Here is a 1,123-nt window from a genome sequence, read left to right as displayed (position 1 = left end):
AGAGTATCCGTGTTGGTCAAGGGAGAGATGGTGTCCAGGTCCGATTGTCCCTGAGTAGTGCGTTTGCGAGGATGATGAGCTTTCGCATGATGGCTGTGATGGCGAGTTTTGAGGCTTTGCCGTCGGCCGTGAGCTGGTGATATTTTGCCTTTAGATCGGGATTGAAGCGCATGGCGACGAGGGCGGGCATGTAGAGTGCCTGTCGGACATTGGCTCGCCCGCCGCGGATGAAGGCGCGGCCGATCCAGTTGCCGGACTGTCGTGCGACGGGAGCGAGGCCTGCGAGGGAAGCAGCCTGACCCTGACCGAGCGTGCCGAGTTCGGGCATTTCGATGAGAAGCGCGAAGGCGGTGATTGCCGAGACGCCCGGGATCGAGACGAGGATAGCGAAGCGACGGGAGAGATCGGGATCGGACTGGATGAGCGCCGTGATCTCCTTTTCGACAGCAGCCATTTGACGTTCGATCTGCCTGAGCTGCTGGGCATTGTGGCGCTTGAGGATGGGAAGGGTTAGCGCCTTGGCCCTGTTCCTCGCCGCCGTCCGGTTCTTCACCAGCGCCTCGCGCGCCATATGCAGGTCCTTGAGGTCATTGAGGATGGGGCTGCGCACCGGTCGTGCTTCGAGGTCGAGAAGAGCGCCCATGCGCGCCAGCATGGCGGCGTCCAGCCGGTCGGTCTTGGCGATCCTGCCGGTGGCCTCGGCGAAGCGCCGGGCTTGGCGTGGGTTGACCTTGACCAGCGCAAGGCCAGCCGCCGCCAGCTTCCGCTCAAAGGCCCGGTGATATGGACCTGTCGGCTCATAGACGATGCGTACGCCGGGCGGGTCCAACCGGCTCGGGCTCAACCAGCTCATGAACGCCTTGTGGCCGCGGCTGTCGTTGGCAAAACGCCGGCTCGCGCCGTCGCTCAGCCTGTGGGCGTCGAGATGGTCTTTCGATATGTCGATCCCGATGGTATCGTTGGTCATCTTTCACTTGTCCTGTGCTTGTCGTTCGGAGCCGAACTCCGGGTATCCGTTCAGGCCTCAAGGGAAAGACGAGGGCGATCCGACTCTAGCTCGACCCGTCAAACGGTCAGCAATTCCACCGATCCGACCCTCGCCGCTGAGGGGGGGCGGCTACCC

General features: G+C 63.0%; 1 protein-coding gene. It reads right to left on the bottom strand.

The window, feature by feature from the left end; all coding sequences use genetic code 11:
- Window positions 1-16: 16 nt before the first annotated feature.
- Window positions 17-967, bottom strand: a complete 951-nt coding sequence (locus NKJ91_RS33630) for an IS110 family transposase (RefSeq protein WP_352458931.1) — start codon at window positions 965-967, stop codon at window positions 17-19.
- Between the last annotated feature and the right edge of the window lie 156 nt (window positions 968-1,123).

Source organism: Mesorhizobium sp. M0040, from assembly GCF_040323505.1.
Taxonomy (GTDB): Bacteria; Pseudomonadota; Alphaproteobacteria; order Rhizobiales; family Rhizobiaceae; genus Mesorhizobium.
Note: the sequence above shows the minus strand (reverse complement) of the source record. Positions and strands in the feature narration are given on the sequence as shown.

Coding starts and splice junctions, on each gene's coding strand:
- NKJ91_RS33630 (WP_352458931.1), bottom strand. CDS start 967: ATGACCAACGATACCATCGGGATCGACATATCGAAAGACCATCTCGAC.